The organism is Pseudomonas sp. B21-035 (assembly GCF_024748945.1).
Lineage (GTDB): Bacteria > Pseudomonadota > Gammaproteobacteria > Pseudomonadales > Pseudomonadaceae > Aquipseudomonas.
In genome coordinates this window covers 2,582,964-2,601,252 of record NZ_CP087179.1, presented here as the reverse complement: position 1 = coordinate 2,601,252, position 18,289 = coordinate 2,582,964, and the positions used below count along the sequence as shown (strand labels likewise).

Sequence of the window (18,289 nt, the reverse complement as noted above, 5' to 3'; positions counted from 1 at the left end):
GAGCCGCTAGAACTCCCACTCGACCCGGCTGAACAGATACCCCTTGCCCCACACGGTCTTGATCTTGCGCGCCTCGCCTGCGCTGTCGTCGAACTTGCGCCGCAGCTTGGAAATCGCCACGTCCACCGAGCGGTCGGTGCCGTTGAACTCGATGCCGCGCAGTTGCTGGAGGATGCGGTCGCGGCTGAGCACCACGCCGGCATTGCGCGCCAGCACCACCAGCAGATTGAATTCGCCGCTGGACAGCTCCACCGGCTGCTCGCGCCAGAACACATTGCGCTCGGCCAGATCGATGCGCAGGCCGCCGACCACGATCAGGTCGCTCTCAAGGCGTGGCTCGTTGATGCTGCTGCGGCGCAGCAAGGTGCGTATCCGCGCCAGCAGCACCCGTGGTTCGCACGGTTTGGTCACGTAGTCGTCGGCGCCCATTTCCAGGCCCAGCACCTGGTCGTGGCTATCGTCGCGGGCGGTCAGCATGAGGATCGGCAGGGCCTGGGACTCGGCGCGCAACAGCCGGCACACCTGCAGGCCGTCGAGGCCCGGCAGCATCAGGTCGAGGATCACCAGGTCCGGTTTGTTGCGCCGCGCCTCGGCCAGCACGTGATCGCCACGAGCAATCACGCTGACGCTGAAGTCGTTGCGCTGCAGGTAGCTGGCGATCAGTTCGGACAGGGCGCAGTCGTCTTCGACCAGGAGAATATTGGGCATGGGCAGTTTGACAGGCTGGGAAAGTCAGGCAGGATATAAGAGCTCACGCGCTCGCAGGATAAAGCTTCACACTTTTTTACACATGGCCTACACAGCTTAACTGTTGCCCGTCGGTCGCCTGCCTTAGCATTGCCGGGTCATTTTCGGAAGATCCGCATGTCCAGTTCAAGTCCCGCCCGTCTGCGCGCCCTGGCGCCGCTGTTGTTGATCACTTTCGCCCTGAGCGCCTGCGACGACAAATCGCCTGCCGAAGAAAAGGCCCCGCCCAGCGCAGTGCGGGTCGAGACCGTGCAGGTGCAGCCGCTGGCGATCACCACCGAGCTCAATGGCCGCATCCTCGCCCCGCGCACTGCCGAAGTGCGCGCGCGGGTGGCCGGCGTGGTGCTCAAGCGCGTGTACCGCGAAGGCAGCGACGTCAAACAGGGCGATGTGCTGTTTCGCATCGACCCGGCGCCGTTCCAGGCCGACTTCGACAGTGCCCGCGCCGCCCTGGCCCGCGCCGAGGCCACGCGCTACCAGGCGCGCCTGCAGGATCAGCGTTACCGCGAACTGATCGCCATCAATGCCATCAGCCGCCAGCAGCACGACGATGCCCGCGCCGCCTTCCTGCAGGCCGATGCCGACGTCGCCGCGGCCAAGGCGGCGCTTGAGCGAGCCAGGCTCAACCTCGGTTACGCCACCGTCACCGCGCCGATTTCCGGACGCATCGGCCGCGCCCTGGTGACCGAAGGGGCATTGGTCGGGCAGAACGAAACCACACCGCTGGCGACCATCCAGCAGCTCGACCCGATCCATGCCGACGTCACCCAGTCGACCCGCGAACTCAATGCCCTGCGCCGCGCCCTGCGTGCCGGCGAACTGCAGCAGGTGGGCCAGGACCAGGCCAGCGCGACGCTGATCCAGGACGACGGCACGCCCTACCCGCTGCCGGGCAAACTGCTGTTCTCGGACATCAGCGTCGACCCGAGCACCGGCCAGATCACCCTGCGCAGCGAGTTCCCCAACCCCGACCTCGACCTGCTGCCGGGCAGCTTCATCCGCGTGCGCCTGGAGCAGGCGGTCAAGCAGCAAGGCATCAGCGTGCCGCAGCGGGCCATCCTGCGCGACAGCGCCGGCAAGCCGAAGGTCATGCTGGTCGATGGCGAACAGCGCGTCAGCGAACGCCCGGTGGTGCTGGGCAGTGTGCAGAACGACCGCTGGATTGTCAGCGAAGGCCTGGCCCCCGGTGACCGGGTGGTGGTCGAAGGCCTGCAGCACATCAGCCCCGGCGACCAGGTAGAGGTCGACAACGCGGGCAAGGACGCCCTCCCCATCGTTCAGTCCAACGGCCAGTGAGGGCCTGATTCATGCCGCAGTTTTTCATTGACCGCCCGGTGTTCGCCTGGGTGGTCGCCTTGTTCATCCTGCTTGCCGGCGCCCTGGCCATCCCGCAATTGCCGGTGGCCCAGTACCCCGACGTGGCGCCGCCGCAGGTGGAAATCTACGCCGTGTACCCGGGTGCCTCGGCGCAGACCATCGACGACAGCGTGGTCAGCCTGATCGAGGAAGAGCTCAACGGTGCCGACAACCTGCTCTATTTCAGCTCGCAAAGCAGCCTGGGCAGCGCCACCATCACCGCCACCTTCGAACCGGGCACCAACCCGGACCTGGCCCAGGTCGATGTGCAGAACCGCCTGAAAGTGGTCGAGTCGCGCCTGCCGCGCCCGGTCAGCCAGCAAGGCCTGCAAGTCGAGAAAGTCTCCACCGGCTTCCTGCTGATGGTGACCCTCACGGCCATGGACGGCAGCCTTGACGAAGTCACCCTGAGCGATTTTCTCGCCCGCAACGTGATGAACGAGATCCGCCGCCTCAAGGGTGTCGGCAAGGCCCAGCTGTATGGTTCGGAGCGGGCCATGCGCATCTGGATCGACCCGGCCAGGCTGATCGGCTTCAACCTCACCCCCGATGACGTCAACGAGGCCATTGCCGCGCAAAACGCCCAGGTGGCGCCGGGCAGCATCGGCGACCTGCCGGGCACCGGCACCCAGGAAATCACCGCCAACGTGGTGATCAAGGGCCAGCTCAGCACGGTCCAGGAGTTCCAGGACATCGTCCTGCGCGCCAACCCCGATGGCTCGACCGTGACCATTGGCGATGTCGCCCGGGTCGAGATCGGCAGCCAGGAGTACCAGTACGGCACCCGCCTCAACGGCAAGCCGACCAGTGCCTTCAGCGTGCAGCTGTCGCCCGGCGCCAACGCCATGGAAACCGCGACCCTGGTGCAAGCCAAGCTCAGCGAGCTGTCGCGCTACCTGCCGCCGGGGGCCAAGTTCGACATCCCCTACGACACCTCGCCGTTCGTCAAGGTCTCGATCCAGCAGGTGATCACCACCCTGCTCGAAGCCATGGCCCTGGTGTTCGCGGTGATGTTCCTGTTCCTGCAGAACATCCGCTACACGCTGATCCCGACCCTGGTGGTGCCGGTGGCGCTGATGGGCACCTTTGCGGTGATGCTGTCGCTGGGCTTCTCGGTCAACGTCCTGACCCTGTTCGGCATGGTATTGGCCATCGGTATCCTGGTGGACGACGCCATCGTCGTGGTCGAGAACGTCGAGCGGATCATGAGCGAGGAAGGCCTGGCGCCGCGCGAGGCGACCAAAAAGGCCATGAGCCAGATCAGCGGCGCCATCGTCGGCATCACCCTGGTACTGGTGGCGGTATTCCTGCCGATGGCCTTCATGAAAGGCTCAGTGGGGGTCATCTATCAGCAGTTCTCGGTGTCGATGGCAGTGTCGATCCTGTTCTCGGCGTTCCTCGCCCTGAGCCTGACCCCGGCCCTGTGCGCGACCTTGCTCAAGCCGATTACCAAGGGTTCGCACCACGAAAAAACCGGCTTCTTCGGCTGGTTCAACCGCCGCTTCGAGAGCATGACCAACGGCTACCAGCGCTGGGTGATCCAGGCCCTCAAGCGCAGCGGTCGCTACCTGCTGGTCTACGCGGTTCTGGTGGCCGGGCTGGTGTACGGCTTCAGCCAGTTGCCCTCCTCGTTCCTGCCCACCGAAGACCAGGGCTACACCATCACCGACATCCAGCTGCCGCCGGGGGCCAGCCGCGCCCGCACCGAACAGGTGGCGGCGCAAATCGAGGCGCACAACGCCACCGAACCTGGCGTGGGCAACAGCACGCTGATTCTCGGTTTCAGCTTCTCTGGCAACGGCCAGAACGCGGCGCTGGCATTCACTACCCTCAAGGACTGGTCCGAACGCGGCAGCGACGACAGCGCGCAATCGATCGCCGACCGCGCCAACGCCGCCTTCAGCCAGCTCAAGGACGCCATCGCCTATTCGGTGCTGCCACCGCCGGTGGACGGCCTGGGCACTTCCAGCGGTTTCGAGTTCCGCCTGCAGGACCGCGGTGGCCTCGGCCATGCCGGGCTGATGGCGGCGCGTGACCAGTTGCTCGCCGCCGCCGAGAAGAGCCCGGTGCTGGTCAACGTGCGCGAAAGCGCCCTGGCCGAAAGCCCGCAGGTGCAGCTGGAAGTCGACCGCAAGCAGGCCAACGCCCTGGGCGTATCGTTTGCCGATATCGGCAACGTGCTCAACACTGCGGTGGGTTCCAACTACGTCAACGACTTCCCCAACCAGGGGCGCATGCAGCGCGTGGTGGTGCAGGCCGAAGGCGACCAGCGCAGCCAGGTCGATGACCTGCTGAAAATTCACGTGCGCAACAGCAGCGGCAAGATGGTGCCCCTGTCGGCGTTCGTCCAGGCCAAGTGGATCACCGGCCCCGTGCAGCTGACCCGCTACAACGGCTACCCGGCGATTGCCGTGTCGGGCGAGCCGGCACCGGGCTACAGCTCCGGCGAGGCGATGAACGAGATCCAGCGCCTGGTCGACCAACTGCCCTTGGGCATGGGCCTGGAATGGACCGGGCTGTCGCTGCAGGAGCGCTTGTCCGGCTCCCAGGCGCCGATCCTCATGGCCTTGTCGCTGCTGGTGGTGTTCCTGTGCCTGGCGGCCTTGTACGAGAGCTGGTCGATCCCGACCTCGGTGCTGCTGGTGGTACCGCTGGGGGTGCTCGGCGCAGTGATTGCGGTGAGCCTGCGCGGCATGCCCAACGATGTGTTCTTCAAGGTCGGCCTGATCACCCTGATCGGCCTGTCGGCGAAGAACGCCATCCTCATCATCGAGTTCGCCAAGAGCCTGGTCGATGAAGGCCACGACCTGGTCGATGCCACCGTGCAGGCGGCGCGCCTGCGCCTGCGGCCGATCGTCATGACCTCGCTGGCATTCATCCTCGGCGTGGTGCCCCTGGCAATTGCCAGCGGCGCAAGCTCCGCCAGCCAGCAGGCGATCGGTACCGGGGTGATCGGCGGCATGCTCAGCGCCACCCTGGCGGTGGTGTTCGTGCCGGTGTTCTTTGTTGTTGTGATGCGCCTGACCGGCAAACGCCGGGCCAAGGCTCAAGCCCCTGCGCCAGAAGCCAGCGACAGCTGATCTGGACAGACCGCGGCGTGCATGGGAAGGTGAGCGGCTGATACTGCCAGGAACCCTGACCATGCCCGCCGCCCCGCCTCCCTGCTCCATCCTCATTCTTGCCGGTGGCCGTGGCCAGCGCATGGGCGGCCAGGACAAAGGCCTGCTCGACTGGCAGGGCCAGCCGCTGATCGCCCACATCCACGCCGTGGTGCGGCCGCTGACCGACGACCTGATCATCTCCTGCAACCGCAACCCGGACCGCTACCGGGCCTATGCCGATCAACTGGTCGGCGACGCCGAGGCGGACTTCCCCGGGCCGCTGGCCGGAGTACTGGCCGGGCTTGCAGTGGCGCGCCACGACTGGATACTGGTGCTGGCCTGCGATGCGCCACTGATTGACCAGGCACTGATCCTTGAGCTGATGAACCTGGCCAATGACCAGCAGCAACCGGCGATGATTCGCCAGGGTGGTTACTGGCAGCCGATGTTCAGCCTGATCCCCTGCGCCTTGCGCAGCGACTTGCAGCACGCCTGGGACGCCGGCGACCGGGGGGTGCAGCGAACCTTGCGCCAGCATCCGCTGCGGGCGGTGGAGTGCGCCGAGGGAGACCCGCGCCTGAGCAATTTCAATACCCCGGATTTTTTGCGCGGCTGATCGCGGGGTAAACTCAGTAGTCCTGCCCCGCCACCACCGTCGCCTGTTTACCCGGCTGTACGACGCGCTGGAATGCCGCTTTTACGTGCGCAGGCGTCACCGCCTCAAGCTGCTCGCGCCAGGTCACCAAGGTGTCGTCCGGCAGCTGGTTCAAGGCGACCTGCGCCACGTGTTCAAGCAGGCGCTGGCGGCTGGTACCGTCAAAATGGGCAAGCAAACGCGCCTTGGCCTCGTCCAGCTCCTCCGGGCTCGGGCCTTCGCTGACAAAGCGTGCTAACGCTTGATGAACCGCCTGCTCGGCCTGCTGCTGGTACCCGGCGCTCACTTCCACAGAGATCACAAACGCCCCGGCTTGCTGGCCCATGGCGAAATAGCTGGCCGACTGCCAACTGACATCACCGCCAAGCGCCTGGCCGATGGCCCGATTGAGCCGCGTCGGCCAGTGCTCGCCACCGAGAATGTCGCTGCCCAGCAGCAACGGGAAAAAGTCCGGGTCGCTGCGCGGCACCGCCGGCTGGCCGATCTGTATCCAGATCGTGCCTTGCTGTGGCTCGATCTGCTGGTGGCTGGCCTGGCTCAGGGCCTGCACCTTGGGCAGCGCCGGCAATGCCGTGCACTGACCGCTCGGCAAGCGCCCCAGTACCGCGCTGGCCACGGCATCGGCCTGGGCCCGGTCAAGCTTGCCGACCAGGCTGACCGTGGCCCGGCACGGCAGCATCATTGCCGTGTAATGGCTGCGCAGATCCTCCATGCGGGTACGTTCGAGCATGGCCGGGGTCAGGGCATAGCCGAACGGCAGCGCGTATTCGTACAGGTCGATCTGCTTGTTGCGCTGCAGCCCCGGGCGGGTCAGCTCGCGGGCATAAGGGTGGTCGCCGTACAGCGCCTGGGCAAAGCGATGCCCTACCCCGGGAAAACGCTTGGTGGTTTCACCGTTGACCTGGCGAATGTAATAGGGCTTGGCGCGAAACCAGATACTGCCGGCAAAGGCCGGCTCGGCAATCTGCCGGCCGAGCAAGGCGCTGGCCTCGGCCTGGCGCTGGGGGTTGTTATCGGTAATGGTCAGGATGTAGCTGAAACGGTCGGCATCGACCTGGGTATTGAGTTGGCTGTCCAGGCGCATCCAGTCCATGCGCAGCGCGTTGCCGTTCAGTTCCGGGGCGTCGCCCTGGGCGTGCACACCTTCCACCGCGAGGACCGCGCCAAGCACCGCCAGGCCCGGTTGGTCCTGTGAGTCGCGGCGGCTGCCGGCATCGAAGTCGACCTGGATCTGCAGGTCGCTGGCCTGGCTTTGCGCCAACAGGTAGACCCGCGCGCCACTGGGCTGGGTCCAGTGTTCAATGGCCAGGCTGTCGGCGGCCACGGCCGGGGCGATTGCGCTCAATCCCAACGCGCAGGTGAAGAGTCGTTCCATCAGGGTCATAGCAATTTCTCAAAGGACCAGGGCGCGGACGCTACGCACTTGGCTCGCGCAGATCAAGCCCGGGCAACGGCTGACACTGGCGCCGGCAGGCTTTATGCTCAGCCCCCCGCTTTTGAGAATGAAACAGATGCCAGCCCTGAGTGCCCGCGAGGTTTGCCAGCAACTGCGTGACGCCGCCCTCGGCCTTCGCCCGTTGCGCCGTGTCGGGGTTGAGATCGACATCGATGGCTGGCGCCTGCACCTGGATTTCGACGGCAGCCACTTGCACCATTGCCTCGCCTGCCGCAGCAGCGATGGCCGTGAAGGCACGCTGGACAGCTGGCAATGGGGCACAGATCCGGTGAGCTTGCTCAGCACCTGGGAGCTGGCGCAGGTCGAGCGGTTGCTGCGACTACAAACAGCAAATTCAACACAGTGTTGATATTTAAAATTTACGTTGATAGCCTACCTTCACCGTCCAACGCCCACGAAGGCTGCGATGAAGGTTTGCCCAGCAAAGAACCACGAACAGCAACTTATCCTCGGCGTACTGCACAGCACCCTGAAAATGCTCAGCCAGGTCGTCGGTAACCATACCGAGGTTGTCCTGCACGACCTGCTTAACCCTGAGCGCTCGATCCTCGCCATCGCCAACGGCCATGTCACCGGGCGCCGGGTCGGTGATTCGCTGCTCGGCAGCCCGCGTCATGATCTGGGCTTTGCCGCGGTGCGCCGGGCCATGGACGATCGCAGCAGCTGCGAGCCTATCGTGGTCGACAACTACGCCACCCTCGCCCCCGACGGCCGCACCTTGCGCAGCGCTACCGTGGTCTATCGCGACAGCAGCGGGCAGCCGTTTGCCAGCCTGTGCGTGAATGCCGATCTGAGCGCCGTCGAAGCTGCGCACCAGTTGCTCGGCGGGCTGCTGGGCCTGGCCAGTGCGGCCGCGCCGGTGGCGGACGAGACCAGGGACCTGCAACAGCTGATGGCCGAGATCATTCACGACGCCTGCCCCGGCGGTGTGCTCGGCATGAAGACGGCGCAAAAGCGCGAAGCGGTGCGGCTGATGCAGGAACGCGGCCTGTTTCTGGTCAAGGGCGGCATCGAAAAGGCCGCGGCATCGCTCGGCGTGACCCGCTACACCATCTACAACTACCTGGAGCAGCTCCGGGCAACAGACAACGGACAGCAATGACCCATGCAAGTTGAAATATTCCAGGTAGACGCGTTCTCAGCCACGGCGTTTGGCGGCAATCCGGCAGCGGTGTGCCCGCTTGAAGCCTGGCTGGCAGACGCGACGCTGCAGCAGATTGCTGCCGAAAACAACCTCTCGGAAACCGCGTTCGTGGTCGCCAATGGCGAGCTGTTCGAGCTGCGCTGGTTTACCCCGACGGTAGAAGTCGACCTGGCGGCGGCCTGGGTGCTGTTCGAGCAATTGGGCGAACAACGCGACACCCTGCGCTTTGCCACCCGCAGCGGCGAGTTGCGCGTTCGGCGTGACGGCGCTCGCCTGGCCATGGACTTCCCGGCCCGCCAGCCACAGGCGCTGGCCGTGCCCGAGGGTTTGTTGCAGGCCCTGGGGCTTGAGCGGATCGAGGCGCTGTACCGCACCGATGACTACCTGGTGGTGGTCGACGACCCGGCGCTGGTCGCAGCGCTTGCCCCCGACTTCGCCGCCCTGGCCGCCTTTGACGTGCGCGGCATCGCCGTCACCGCCCCGGGCCGCGAGGTTGACTTCGTCTCGCGCTGGTTCGGCCCGCGGGTAGGCGTCAATGAAGACCCGGTCACCGGCTCTGCCCATACCTCGCTGGCGCCCTACTGGGCCGCGCGCCTGGGCAAGCACAGCCTCAGCGCCGAGCAAGGCGGCCTGCGCAAAGGCCAGTTGCATTGCCAAGTGCTCGACAACGGCCGGGTGATCATCAGCGGCCAGGCGGCGCTGTACCTGCGCGGCACGATTTTTATCTGAGCAGGCTCAAGCACTGCCCGCCCAGGCCACAGGCGATCACCACCAGCCAGGGCGGCAGCTTGAAGGCCATCAGTGCGACCAGCGCCAGCAACACCAGGACAACATCCAGCGGCTGGCCAATGGCGCTGGTCCACAGCGGCTGATACAACGCCGCCAGCAACAGCCCCACCACCGCCGCATTGACGCCCAGCATCGCCGCCTGCAGGCGCGGGTTGCGGCGCATGCGCTCCCAGAACGGCAACGCCGCGAACACCAGCAAGAACGCCGGGGCGAAGATCGCCAGCAGGCACAGCACCGCCCCCAGCCAGCCGGACTGCGGCCCGTGCATCGAGGCGCCAAGAAAGGCGGCAAAGGTGAACAAGGGGCCGGGCACAGCCTGGGCAGCGCCGTAACCTGCCACAAACGTCTCGTTGCCGACCCAGCCGGTGGGCACCACTTCAGCCTGCAGCAGTGGCAGCATCACGTGTCCGCCACCGAACACCAGCGCGCCGGTGCGGTAGAAGGCATCGATCATGCTCAAGGTCGGATCGGGCCAGAGCCCGGCCAGCAGCGGCAAACCGAGCAACAGGGCGAAGAACAGCAGCCACCACCAGCCGCCAGCGCGCTGGCTGACCCCGATCGGCAAAGGCTCGTGGACAACGCTGCTGCCCGGTTTCAGCAGCATCAACCCCGCGCCAGCCGCTGCAACCATCACCGCCACCTGCGCCCCGGCACCGGGCAGCAACAGCACCAGCCCGGCAGACGCCAGCATCAGCACAATCCGCGGCGCATCCGGGCACAACGTGCGGGCCATGCCCCACACCGCCTGGGCGACAATCGCGACCGCCACCACCTTAAGACCATGGAGGATGCCGGCCGGCACCGCCTCGGCATAACCGCCCAGCCCCAGGGCCAGCAGGGTCAGGGCCAGCGCCGAAGGCAGGGTGAATCCCAGCCAGGCCGCCAGCGCCCCGGCGTAACCTGCGCGCGACAGGCCCAGGGCGATGCCGACCTGGCTGCTGGCAGGGCCCGGCAGAAACTGGCAAAGCGTCACCAGGTCGGCATAGCTGCGCTCGCTCAGCCAGCGCCGACGGCTGACAAACTCCTGGCGAAAAAAGCCAAGGTGGGCGACGGGGCCACCGAACGACGTCAGGCCCAGGCGCAGGAAGATCAGGAAAACCTGCCATGGCGTGTGATCGTTGGCGTGGGGCATACAACGCTCGTTCTACCGGACTGCGCCCATCTTGCCAGCGATGGGCTTTGTGCAGCCAGAAAATTACCAGCGCTGCGCACTCGATCGCGGGGCAAGCCCGCTCCCACAGGTTCGGCGCTGCCTTCAGCATTGGATTGATGCCGGCTCAGAACGCCTTGCTGGCACTTACCACCACAGTCGCCGAGCACAGGTCGTCATAGCCATACCAATTGCTGCACTCGCTTTTGGACAGGTCGGTGTCGATGTAACTCAAGCCCCAGGTCACGCCGACAAACTCGCGACTCAGCTTTGCCTCCCACTCATAGTACGCATTGCGGTCATCGCCACTGGCCGACCAGAACGCCGGGTCCTTGACATCGTTGCGCCCTGCCCGCAGTTCCAGGCCGACCTCGGCCGGCAAGGCGAAGCTGTAGGCAACATAGCTGTACAGGGTGTCCTGGTCCTTGCCAAAGGCGTTGGGCGCATCGCTTGAGTAATAGGCGCCCAGCTTGAGCCCATAGAGGTCAAGGATGGCGTAGACCTCGCTCATGTTGAACTGGCCTTCCTTGGGGTAGCTGTATTTGAGGTAGCCAATATCCAGGCTGATGGCATCGCTGGCCTGCCAGTACCAGCCGGCGTAGTACTCGATTTCCTGGCGGGTCTTGTAGTCGAAGCCGTAATCCACCGTCGAAGTCCAGGCGCCCAGGTACAGGCCGCTGCTGTGCATCAGCGTGGCGCCGGCCTGCAGCGCCGGGTCGCCGAGGCTTTGCGAGATGCCCCGGGAGCGGTAGTCGCTGGTCGCGGCCAGGCTCATGTCGAGGCTGAAGGAATCGTTGAGTGTCAATGCCTGGGCCGTCAGCGGCGCCAGGCAGGCGAAGCAATGAGCAAGCGTGTGTTCATACCAGACCCTTGTTGTTATGCGTGTGCGGGTAACGGCGCTGTCAGGACTCGCTGGCGTACACCTGCTTGCCGGCGAAGTAGGTCTTGAGCACCCTGGTGTCGAACAGCTCCTGGGCGCTGACCTTGAACACATCGCGATCGAGCACGATCAGGTCGGCCTGCTTGCCGGGCGCTAGCGAGCCGATCTGCCGTTCCAGGCGCAGGGCCTTGGCGGCGTTGAGGGTGTAGGCCTGGAACATGACCTGGCGGTCGACACGTTCCTTGGCATTGAGCACACCCAGCGGGCCCTTGCGGGTCATGGCCTGGGCAATGGCATTCCACGGGTTGGGGCTGGACACCGGCCAGTCGCTGGCGCCGGCGATCAGCGCACCGGCCTGTTGCAACGAGTGCGCCGGGTATTGAAAGGCGTAGCCCTGGGCACTGACGTAGGGTTTGACCAGCTCGACGGTGTAGTTTTCAGCGGTCGCCCAGAGCATCTGCATGGAGGCGATCACCCCCAGTTGCTTGAAGCGCGCAAAGTCCTTGGGGTCGACCATCTGCAGATGGCTGATGCTGTGCGCCAGCGGCTTGCCTTGCAGCGTGCGTGCATAGGCCACGCCATTGAGCGATTCGCGCACCGCCCGGTCACCGACCGCATGCATGTGCACAATCCAGTCGCGCTGCTCGGCCGCGGCCACCAGCTCGCCGAAATGCTGCGGCTCGATCAACAACTGGCCGTTCTTGTGGCTGTTGCTGTATGGGGTGATGACCGCCGCCGACTGCCCCGGATATTCGAGCACGCCATCGACAAACACCTTGATGCCCGGGAAACTCAGGTTGGGCACCCCCTCGAACTGCTTCACGACCTGGGCCAGCACCTCAAGGTCGGCCGGCCGGCTCTTGGGGTTGGTGATCATCAGCGCCGCGACATGGGCATTGAGCTCACCGCGCTCGGCCAGCGCCCGGTACAGCGGCAGCACGCCAACGGTTTGCGCCGTGGCCTTGAAATCGAATAGCGAATCGCCGCTGCCGGCATTGGCTGCGGCATCCATCCAGGCGGTGACGCCATACTGGTTGTTGACCCTGACCGCCTCGCGTGCGGCCTTGAGCATCACTTCCTGGCTGGCTGCGGGGATCTGGCTGCGGACCTGGTCCCAGCGCGCTTCGGCGAAGTAGCCGTTGGGGCTGAAGTCGGCCTCGTGGCCGACATAACTGCGGTCTTGCTCGGACAGGCTTTTGACCCACGCCGCGTCGATCTGCATACGCTTGAGCATGGCCTGGTTGGCCCAACCGGTATGGCCGTCGATGCCACTAAGCACCAGCGGCTGAGTGGCCCAGCGGCCCTGGTTGAACAACTGGCCAAGTTCGCGACTGTTGTCCCAGTAGGCCGAACTCGCCCCGGCGACACTGATCACATCGCCAGCCTTGCCACGGCCTTGTTCGACCTCGGCAAGGATCCACTGCTCAAGCGCGGGCAGCGGCTTGACCTCATCCTGCAGGTTGGCGCCGAGGCTGTCGTAGGCCGCCACCACCGGGTGGCTGTGGCTGTCGATCATGCCGGGCATCAGCACCTTGCCGGCCAGGTCGATGCGTTGCGTGTGGGTGTCGGCCAGGGCCTGGATCTGCGCATCGCTACCCACTTGCAGGACCTTGCCATCCTTGACCGCAACCGCCTGCATCAAGCCCTGGCCGGGTTCGCCGGTGTAGACCTTGCCGTTGAACAGCACCAGGTCGGCGGCGGCCAGGGCCGGCAGCGAAGCACAGGCCAGGGCAGTGGCCAACAGCGTGGGGATCAATCGTTGCATTGCAGCGCTCTCTTGTTGTTATAGGGCTGGTGACACCCTATAGCGCGCAGCGCGGCAATGGACCTCTGCAAATGAGGAGGGTCAGGCGGTTTTTTCCGCCACCGGCATCGACAGGCGCAACGCCGCACCCAGCTCCACCTTGCTCTTGACCCCCAGTTGCACGTAGCAATTGCGCAGGTAGGTGCGCACCGTCGCCGGACTCAAGGACAGCATCCGGGCGATTTCCTTGTAGGAGTGCCCGGCGGCAAACAGCATGGCTGCGGTGCGCTCGCGGGGCGCCAGCAGCACCCCTGGCGCGGGTGCTTCCAGCGACACAATCACATGCTCGCCATTGGCGCTGAGGGTCAGGCTGCTGCGCCCGAGGCGCATCACGCACGGCGCCCTGGCCAGTTGCGCGCACACCTGGGGCGGCAGCAACGAGCCGCTCCAGCCCGGCAGCGCCTGCTCGATTGCCGCGCACACCCGCGCGCCCACATACAGCAAGCTGCCATCGAGACGGGCAATGGCGAAATCGGCAGCCGCGTTGCCGGTATCGAGACGGATCATGTCCTGCACCTGGAAGCGCCACAGTTGCAGCAGCTGCTCGCAGAAGGCGGCGAACAAGCCGTCTTCGCTTTCGCAAAAGGCAGCGTCGTGCTCGCCGCGGTACAGGCAGACGTAAAAGTTCAGGCCGCTCTGTGGCAGCTCGAAGGTAATGCACATCAGGTGATAGAGGTCGTAGCGGCGGGCGAAGACATTGACCGCCTCGTTGGGGTCGGTGAACTCGCTGTCGCGCACCACCTGCCCTGGCCGCGCCAGGGTGGTGTGGGCGAAACAGTCGATGCCGGCAACCTCGCTCCATTCGCGGGCAAAGGCCGGCGGCAGGTCGATGCGCCCGTGCATCCAGCTTTGCGGCGCAGCGGTTGCGCCAGCCCCAGACATCTCGCCCCACCAGGCCGAGGCAAACGGCACTATTGCGCGAAACGCCTGCAGGCCCTCGGCGATGAAATGCGAGCCGCCACCCTCGCGGGCCAAGCTCGCCAGTTGCAGGACACAACGATTGAACGCCTTGAACTGGGTACTGCTGAGCATTGGCCAACCCTGTTTGCTGCCGAACGGTGGCGCCGACAGTGACACAGGGGTGCAAGAGCGTCCAGCCCAGGGCCGCTATGCGGCCCATCGCCAGTGAGGCCGGCTCATATCACCAGTCGTAAGTCATTTCAAGCGACGCCACCCGCTCCTGCCCGTAGTAGCAGCCAAAGGAATAGTTGCAGTCCGAGACATACTCGCGGTCAAACAGGTTCTGCACGTTCAGGCTGGTCTGCAGCCCGCGCAGGCTTGGGTCGAGTTTGCCCAGGTCGTAGCGGATAGTGGTGTCGTAAACGACGAACGCCGGCACGTCGAAGGCGTTGGCCGAATCCCCCGGCTTGCGCCCGGTGTAGCGCGCGCCGGCACCGACGGTCAGGCCGTTGAGCGCAGCCTGGGTGAAGTGGTAGTCGGCCCACAGGGTAGCCGACACCGGCGCTTGCGCCTCGGAACGGTTGCCCTTATCGCCATAGTTGCTCTTGGTGTAGAACGAGTCGATGTAGGTGGCCGCCGCCAGCACGTCGAGGTTGTCGAGGCGGGTCTTGAGCTCGAGCTCGACACCGCGCGAGCGCACTTCGCCGTCCTGGCTTTCGTACTCAGGGTAGAGCTTGTCGCCGGTCTTGACGTTCTTCTGGGTCAGCTCGAACAGCGAGGCGGTGATCAGGGTCTTGTCCAGCGGCTGGTACTTGACGCCGATTTCATACTGCTCGCCCTCGGTCGGCTCAAAGGCCTTGGCGCCGCGCTGCGGGGCGCTGGTGCCGATGGTCGGCAGGAACGACTGCGAATAGCTGATGTAAGGCGCCAGGCCGAACTCGGTGACGTAGGTCAGCCCTACCCGGCCGGTGAATTTCTGGTCGTTCTGCTCGGTGATGGTCCGCGCCAGCAGGTCCTTGTTTTCGACCTTGGCCCAGTCCTGGCGCCCGCCGACGGTGATGATCCACTGGTCGAGCCTGATCTGGTCCTGCACATACAGGCCGGTCTGGCCGATGGTGTTGTCCCATTGGGTGGTCAGCTGCGGCACCACGTCGTCGGTGGGGTAGTTGCTCGGGTTGTACAGATCGACCGGGGCCACGCCATAGGCATTGTAGCCGGTGTACTTGCGGTTGAAGCGGCGGTAGTCGAGGCCCACCAGGGTGGTGTGCTGCAGGCGGCCGGTGGCGAACTTGTACTCCAGGTTGTTATCGATGGTGTAGGCGGTGTTGTGCTGGCGCCAGTCGAGCTTGGTGCGGGTGGCGTGGGTCTGGTCGAGCACGCCGGTGTCGGCATCGCTGACGAAGCCGCGCAGGTAGAAACCCTTGTAGCGGTCGCGGATGTCGATGTAGCGCGCGGTCTGGCGGTACTTCAAGTCGTCGCTGAAGGCATGGCTGAAGTCGTAGCCGAGCACAAACTGGTCGCGCCGGTAGTCGTTGTAATGGGAGTCGCCGAGAAACGCATCGCGGTCGATGCGCTGGCCATCGGGGCCGCGGTCGAGCGAGCCGATTTTCGGCAAGGCCTGGTAATCGGCCAGGCCGTCATCGCGCTGCAGCTGGGCATACAGGGTCAGCGCGGTGTCTTCGTTAGGCGCCCAGGTCAGGCTCGGCGCCAGCAGCATGCGCTGGCTGTTGGTGTGGTCGAGCTGGTCGTTGCCCTTTTTCGCCACGCCCACCAGGCGGTAGCTGAGGGTCCCGGCTTCATCCATCGGGCCGCTCAGATCAATCGCGCCATTGACCCGGCTGTAGCTGCCCAGGCCGAACTTGACCTGGTTGCGCTGTTCGCGGGTCGGGCGTTTGGAGACCATGTTGACGATACCGCCCGGCTGGTTCTGGCCATACAGCACCGACGACGGGCCCTTGAGCACTTCGATGCGTTCGAGGGTGTAGGGGTCGATCTGCGGCGCACCGCCCAGGCTTCCGGCGTACGGCAGGTAGGCACCGTCCAGGTACAGCGGGGTCGGGGCGAAGCCGCGGCTGGTGATCTCGTCGGCAATGTTGTTGCGGTCGGTAAAGCCGTTGACGCTCAGGCCCGGGGTGTAGCGCAGGGCCTGGGTGAGATTGCGCGCGCCCTGGGTTTCGACCTGGGCGGCGGTGACCACGTTGACCGCCTGGGGGATTTCCAGGATCGGCGTGTCGGTCTTGGTGCCGGTGGCGCTGCGGGTGGCGACATAACCATCGACCGGCCCGTAGGCCGACTCGACCGCCTTGCCGTTGATGGCGGTGGCGTCCAGCTGCACGCTGGCGTCATCGCCCGCCCCTGGCAGCAGCGAGTAGCTACCGCTGTCCTGGCGCAGCAGTTGCAGGTTGCTGCCGGCCAGCAGCTGGCGCAAGCCGGCCTCGACGCTGTAGCGGCCATGCAAGCCTGGCGATTGCAGGCCACGGGTATCGGCCGGCTGGAACGACACGGTGACCCCGGCGCTGGCGGCAAAGCGGGTCAGCGCCGACTCCAGGGAGCCGGCGGGAATGTCGAACTGGCTTTCGACGCGGGTCTCGGCCCAGGCCGGCGCAGCGGCCATCAGGCTGGCGCCGGCGCCTGCCAGGGCCGAGCCGAACAGCGCGGCCTCAATGGCACGGCGCAAAGGGGTGAGTGTGCGCAGGTTGCGCGTGGAGTGTGGATTACAAAGGGACATGCAGTTTCCTTTCGCCCGTTGGCAGTGGTGGTGGCGTCTGAGGCGCCTCTACCTACAAGTCGAATGAGAATCTGAATCAACACCCCCCTTGTGAAAATAATTTTCTGCTGCGTTTCAGGCCGCTTCGACCCTGACCCAGTAGCGGCTGAACTGGCGAATACGCACCGGCAAGGTGCTGCTCAGGTTGGCGAGAATAGGGTCGCTGTTGGCCAACTGGAAGGCCCCGGAAATTCTCAGGCCGGCCACCGCCGGGTGGCACCCCAGGTGCCCGGGCCGGTAGCGCTGCAATTCGTTGATAAAGTCGTCCAGGCGCCAGTCGTGCACCACCAGCAGGTCGCGCAGCCAGGCGTCGGCCTCGGGGTTGGCGGGCTGCAACGGGCTGATGCTGGCGCGCTCAAAGCTCAGTTGCTGGCCGGCCTCGACCCGCACGGGGGTGAGCAGATCAGCGCTGCAACGCACTTGCACGGCATGCTCCTGCACGCTCACCCGGGTGCGCCCGGCGTCGCGGCGAACGATAAAACGCGTGCCCAGCGCGCGAATGCTGCCTTCGCCGGTATGCACGATGAAGGGCCGGGCCAGGGCATCTTTTGCCGTTTCGATGAGGATCTCGCCGCTGAGCAGGCGCAGTTCGCGCAGCTGCCCGCTGTAGTGAATATCCACCGCGGTAGCGGTGTTCAGGTGCAACTGGCTGCCATCCTGCAGGCCTATGCTGCGCCGCTCGCCGGTGCCGGTGCGCTGGTCGGCGATCAAGGCCGGCAACGGCGTGGTCTGCCAGGCCAGGGTCCCTGCCCCGCCCGCGGCCAGCAGCAGCGACAGTACCTTGAGCACTTCGCGGCGCTTGGCCTGGGCGCTGGCCAGCAGCGGCCGGGCAACGCCAGCACTGACCTGAGCAAAGGTGCCTTGTACCCGCTGCAAGCGCTCCCAGGCCTGGCGGTGGCGCGGATCACCGGCCAGCCACTGTTGGTGGGCAAGGCGGGTAGCCGGGTCTGGCGCTTCGCAGCGCAGTTCGACGAACCAGTGGGCGGCCGCTTCGAGGGTGGCGCGATCCAGGCGCTGGGCGCTCACCGCTCAGTCCTCGGCCAGCAGCAGGCAATGGGTCAGGGCGCGCACGGCGTGTTTCTTCACCGTGTTGACCGCGAGGTTCTGGCGCCGGGCGATTTCCACGTAGCTCAGGCCGTCGAGCTGGGCCATGAGAAAGATCTCGCGGGTCTTGCGCCCCAGACCGTCAAGCATGGCGTCGATTTCCATCAGCGTCTCGATCACCAGGGCGCGGGTTTCCGGCGAGATGTCGAGCAGCTCCGGGCGTGCGGCGAGGGTTTCGAGGTAGGCCTGCTCCAGTGCGCGGCGGCGGAACAGGTCGATCATCAGGCTGCGCGCGACGGTGCTCAGGTAGGCCCGTGGCTCACGCAATTCCGGGGCCTTGCGCTGGGTCATGACGCGGATGAAGGTGTCCTGGGCGAGGTCCGCGGCATGCTCGCGGCAGCCCAGGCGCTTGCGCAGCCAGCCGCACAGCCACGGGTGATGCGCCTCATACAGCGTGTGAACAGCGAGTTGCAGCGAAGGGTCAGCGCTGGACATG

Annotated in this window: 15 protein-coding genes; 6 read left to right on the top strand and 9 right to left on the bottom strand. The window is 65.6% G+C overall.

Annotated elements, in window-relative coordinates:
• Positions 1–6 precede the first annotated feature (6 nt).
• Positions 7–708, bottom strand: a complete 702-nt coding sequence (locus LOY22_RS12030) for a response regulator transcription factor (RefSeq protein ID WP_045198685.1) — start codon at positions 706–708, stop codon at positions 7–9.
• A gap of 156 nt (positions 709–864) precedes the next feature.
• On the opposite strand from LOY22_RS12030, the gene LOY22_RS12025 reads away from it, so the two are divergent.
• The 3 genes from LOY22_RS12025 (at position 865) to mobA (ending at position 5,820) form a co-directional block, all read left to right on the top strand.
• Positions 865–2,043 carry an efflux RND transporter periplasmic adaptor subunit gene (locus LOY22_RS12025; RefSeq protein ID WP_093383439.1) on the top strand — a complete coding sequence of 393 codons (1,179 nt, stop codon included), beginning with the start codon at positions 865–867 and terminating at the stop codon, positions 2,041–2,043.
• 11 nt (positions 2,044–2,054) lie between these two features.
• Positions 2,055–5,183: an efflux RND transporter permease subunit gene (locus LOY22_RS12020; protein WP_258597599.1), complete on the top strand. Its 3,129-nt coding sequence runs from the start codon at positions 2,055–2,057 to the stop codon at positions 5,181–5,183.
• Between the two features lie 61 nt (positions 5,184–5,244).
• A complete protein-coding gene (mobA, locus tag LOY22_RS12015; RefSeq protein ID WP_258597598.1) occupies positions 5,245–5,820 on the top strand; it encodes a molybdenum cofactor guanylyltransferase MobA in 576 nt (191 codons plus the stop codon).
• Positions 5,821–5,833: 13 nt separating this feature from the next.
• On the opposite strand, the gene LOY22_RS12010 is transcribed toward mobA, so the two are convergent.
• On the bottom strand, positions 5,834–7,234 hold the full coding sequence (locus LOY22_RS12010; protein ID WP_258597597.1) for a pitrilysin family protein: 1,401 nt from the start codon (positions 7,232–7,234) through the stop codon (positions 5,834–5,836).
• A 136-nt stretch (positions 7,235–7,370) separates the two neighbouring features.
• Here LOY22_RS12010 and LOY22_RS12005 point away from each other — a divergent pair, with 136 nt between their 5' ends.
• From LOY22_RS12005 to LOY22_RS11995, 3 genes are read left to right on the top strand one after another with little or no spacing between them, the layout of a single operon-like run.
• On the top strand, positions 7,371–7,664 hold the full coding sequence (locus LOY22_RS12005; RefSeq protein ID WP_258597596.1) for a hypothetical protein: 294 nt from the start codon (positions 7,371–7,373) through the stop codon (positions 7,662–7,664).
• Positions 7,665–7,721: 57 nt separating this feature from the next.
• Entirely contained in the window at positions 7,722–8,417 is a 696-nt protein-coding gene (locus tag LOY22_RS12000) for a transcriptional regulator (RefSeq protein ID WP_093383461.1), read from the top strand.
• Between the two features lie 3 nt (positions 8,418–8,420).
• Entirely contained in the window at positions 8,421–9,188 is a 768-nt protein-coding gene (locus tag LOY22_RS11995; RefSeq protein WP_258597595.1) for a PhzF family phenazine biosynthesis protein, read from the top strand.
• On the opposite strand, the gene chrA is transcribed toward LOY22_RS11995, so the two are convergent.
• From chrA to LOY22_RS11960, 7 genes are all read right to left on the bottom strand, one after another.
• Positions 9,181–10,380, bottom strand: coding sequence for a chromate efflux transporter (gene chrA, locus LOY22_RS11990; RefSeq protein ID WP_258597594.1), 1,200 nt, complete (start codon positions 10,378–10,380; stop codon positions 9,181–9,183). The two genes, LOY22_RS11995 and chrA, sit on opposite strands and share 8 nt — an antisense overlap.
• 145 nt (positions 10,381–10,525) lie before the next feature.
• On the bottom strand, positions 10,526–11,227 hold the full coding sequence (locus LOY22_RS11985) for a TorF family putative porin (protein ID WP_258597801.1): 702 nt from the start codon (positions 11,225–11,227) through the stop codon (positions 10,526–10,528).
• Positions 11,228–11,300: 73 nt separating this feature from the next.
• Entirely contained in the window at positions 11,301–13,043 is a 1,743-nt protein-coding gene (locus LOY22_RS11980; RefSeq protein ID WP_258597593.1) for an amidohydrolase, read from the bottom strand.
• A gap of 81 nt (positions 13,044–13,124) precedes the next feature.
• Positions 13,125–14,114: a LuxR C-terminal-related transcriptional regulator gene (locus LOY22_RS11975; RefSeq protein ID WP_045198664.1), complete on the bottom strand. Its 990-nt coding sequence runs from the start codon at positions 14,112–14,114 to the stop codon at positions 13,125–13,127.
• A gap of 109 nt (positions 14,115–14,223) precedes the next feature.
• The gene (locus LOY22_RS11970) at positions 14,224–16,710 is read right to left on the bottom strand and encodes a TonB-dependent siderophore receptor (protein WP_258597592.1); all 2,487 of its coding nucleotides are present in this window, start codon (positions 16,708–16,710) and stop codon (positions 14,224–14,226) included.
• A gap of 114 nt (positions 16,711–16,824) precedes the next feature.
• Positions 16,825–17,775, bottom strand: a complete 951-nt coding sequence (locus LOY22_RS11965) for a FecR domain-containing protein (RefSeq protein ID WP_045198659.1) — start codon at positions 17,773–17,775, stop codon at positions 16,825–16,827.
• Positions 17,776–17,778: 3 nt separating this feature from the next.
• Positions 17,779–18,288 (bottom strand): sigma-70 family RNA polymerase sigma factor, encoded by a 510-nt coding sequence (locus LOY22_RS11960; protein ID WP_045198658.1) that lies wholly within the window; start codon positions 18,286–18,288, stop codon positions 17,779–17,781.
• Between the last annotated feature and the right edge of the window lies 1 nt (position 18,289).

Excerpts from the sequence above, each read along its gene's own strand:
- LOY22_RS12025 (WP_093383439.1), top strand. The coding sequence starts at position 865 with ATGTCCAGTTCAAGTCCCGCCCGTCTGCGCGCCCTGGCGCCGCTGTTG.
- mobA (WP_258597598.1), top strand. The coding sequence starts at position 5,245 with ATGCCCGCCGCCCCGCCTCCCTGCTCCATCCTCATTCTTGCCGGTGGC.
- chrA (WP_258597594.1), bottom strand. The coding sequence starts at position 10,380 with ATGCCCCACGCCAACGATCACACGCCATGGCAGGTTTTCCTGATCTTC.
- LOY22_RS12000 (WP_093383461.1), top strand. The coding sequence starts at position 7,722 with ATGAAGGTTTGCCCAGCAAAGAACCACGAACAGCAACTTATCCTCGGC.
- LOY22_RS12005 (WP_258597596.1), top strand. The coding sequence starts at position 7,371 with ATGCCAGCCCTGAGTGCCCGCGAGGTTTGCCAGCAACTGCGTGACGCC.
- LOY22_RS11960 (WP_045198658.1), bottom strand. The coding sequence starts at position 18,288 with ATGTCCAGCGCTGACCCTTCGCTGCAACTCGCTGTTCACACGCTGTAT.
- LOY22_RS11975 (WP_045198664.1), bottom strand. The coding sequence starts at position 14,114 with ATGCTCAGCAGTACCCAGTTCAAGGCGTTCAATCGTTGTGTCCTGCAA.
- LOY22_RS11970 (WP_258597592.1), bottom strand. The coding sequence starts at position 16,710 with ATGTCCCTTTGTAATCCACACTCCACGCGCAACCTGCGCACACTCACC.
- LOY22_RS11980 (WP_258597593.1), bottom strand. The coding sequence starts at position 13,043 with ATGCAACGATTGATCCCCACGCTGTTGGCCACTGCCCTGGCCTGTGCT.
- LOY22_RS11995 (WP_258597595.1), top strand. The coding sequence starts at position 8,421 with ATGCAAGTTGAAATATTCCAGGTAGACGCGTTCTCAGCCACGGCGTTT.
- LOY22_RS12030 (WP_045198685.1), bottom strand. The coding sequence starts at position 708 with ATGCCCAATATTCTCCTGGTCGAAGACGACTGCGCCCTGTCCGAACTG.
- LOY22_RS12010 (WP_258597597.1), bottom strand. The coding sequence starts at position 7,234 with ATGGAACGACTCTTCACCTGCGCGTTGGGATTGAGCGCAATCGCCCCG.
- LOY22_RS12020 (WP_258597599.1), top strand. The coding sequence starts at position 2,055 with ATGCCGCAGTTTTTCATTGACCGCCCGGTGTTCGCCTGGGTGGTCGCC.